The sequence below is a fragment of the Synechococcus sp. OH2 genome (genome assembly GCF_047462155.1).
GTDB lineage: Bacteria > Cyanobacteriota > Cyanobacteriia > Thermostichales > Thermostichaceae > Thermostichus.
On the sequence record NZ_JANSIR010000083.1, the window covers coordinates 30,619 to 32,493 of the forward strand.

Here is a 1,875-nt window from a genome sequence, read left to right on the forward strand (position 1 = left end):
CCAGCAGGTACTGGGCGGCCCTGGGGTTGCGGCGGTACTGGCTCAGGGCTTGTCGCACCACCTCCTCCTGCCGATGGGTGACTTTCCACCAAAACAAGGCCCGCTCGATGCAACAGGCAACCGAGAAGACCGAGAACGTCAACAGGGGGATGGAATAGTACCAACCCTGGATCATGAGCTGCAAGACTCTATCCATGCGATCCTGATTACCCCCTTCTAGCGGCAACTCACGCTCATCTTGTCATAGCACTTTCTCAGCAGGGCTGGGATCCCTTTTGCCCACTTGACGCGAAGCTGCTGATTTAAGGCGTGGAATCAAGAGGCTGCTGGTGTATTTTTTGTTTGAGGGAACCAACAACCTATGCCTGCTCAGCCCTTCCCCCCTTTGGCACTTCTCAGTGTCTTTGATAAAACTGGCCTGATCCCGCTGGCTCAGGCCCTCGTGCAGGAGCACGGCTTTCAACTGCTCAGCAGCGGAGGCACCGCCAAGGCGCTTTTAGAGGCCGGGATCCCGGTCACCCCTGTTTCGGACCATACCGGCGCGCCGGAGATCTTGGGGGGACGGGTGAAAACGCTGCACCCCCGCATTCACGGGGGCATTTTGGCCCGCCTGGAGCGCCGCGAAGACCGGGCGGATCTGGAGGCCCTGGGGATCCCTCCCATCCAGTTGGTGGTGGTCAATTTCTATCCTTTCGAGCAGACGGTGGCTCAGCCAGGGGTGTCGCTGGAGGAGGCTTGCGAGCAGATTGACATCGGCGGGCCCACGCTGGCGCGGGCGGCAGCCAAAAACTATCCCCACGTTACCGTGCTCACCGATCCCAGCCAGTACCCTCAGTACTTGCAACTGCTCTCTAGCTCCTCCAGCGAGGCGGAGGGGCTGGCCTTTCGCTTCCAGTGCGCCCGCCGCGCCTTTGAGCAGGTGTTGGCCTACGACCGCGCCATTGTCCACTACCTGGCCCGCTCCGAGCTGTCCCACTCCTCTCCACCTCCAGCTCCTGCAGCCGCTGCCGCAGAGGTTTTTCAACTGCAAGGGATCCCTTGGCAGCGCTTGCGCTACGGAGAAAACCCTCACCAAGCCGCCACCTGGTATGTGGTGGATGCGGCTGCTCCCGGTTGGCATCGGGCCAAACAGTTGCAGGGGAAAGAGCTGAGCTACAACAACCTGCTGGATCTGGAGGCGGCTCGCGCCCTGGCAGCAGAACTCAGCCTAGGGCTTGGCAACGGCCCTAAGCCAGCGGTGGCGGTGATTGTCAAGCACAACAACCCCTGTGGGGTAGCCGTTCGCCCAACCCTGGCTGCCGCTTTTGAGGCGGCTTTGGCTGCCGATCCCGTCTCCGCCTTTGGGGGCATCGTTGCCCTCAACCAAACTTTGGACAGGGAGACTGCCCAGCGCCTGGCGGAGCCTTTTTTGGAGTGCGTGGTTGTCCCGGACTGCACCTCTGAGGCGGCTGAGCAACTGGCAGCCAAAAAGAACTTGCGGCTTTTGGTTTTGCCGGACTTTGAGGTTGGGCCAACCCAAAGCCTCCGCACCTTGGCTGGGGGTTTTCTGGTGCAGGAAGCCGACCGGCTGCAGGGATCCGTTCGCCAACCCTCCTGGCGGGTGGTGAGCGAGCGCCAGCCGACACTGGAAGAGTGGGCGGATCTGGAGTTTGCCTGGATAGTCTGCAAACACGTCAAATCCAACGCCATCGTCGTTGCCCGGCAGGGGCAGACTCTCGGCATTGGGGCAGGCCAGATGAACCGGGTGGGTGCCGTCGAGATTGCCCTTCGCCAGGCCGGCTCACAGGCGGCAGGAGCGGTTTTGGCCAGCGACGGCTTTTTCCCCTTTGCCGACAGCGTGGAGGCGGCAGCCCGTGCCGGGATCCGCGCCATCAT

General features: G+C 62.0%; 1 protein-coding gene and 1 pseudogene. One reads left to right on the plus strand and one right to left on the minus strand.

What is annotated here, in order from left to right; translation table 11 throughout:
- A pseudogene (locus NW835_RS07580) lies at positions 1-196 on the minus strand (MotA/TolQ/ExbB proton channel family protein); the annotation flags it as partial.
- A gap of 165 nt (positions 197-361) precedes the next feature.
- Between NW835_RS07580 and purH the strand changes: the two are divergent.
- On the plus strand, positions 362-1,875 hold a 1,514-nt coding region (gene purH, locus NW835_RS07585), incomplete at its 3' end, for a bifunctional phosphoribosylaminoimidazolecarboxamide formyltransferase/IMP cyclohydrolase (protein ID WP_414414952.1).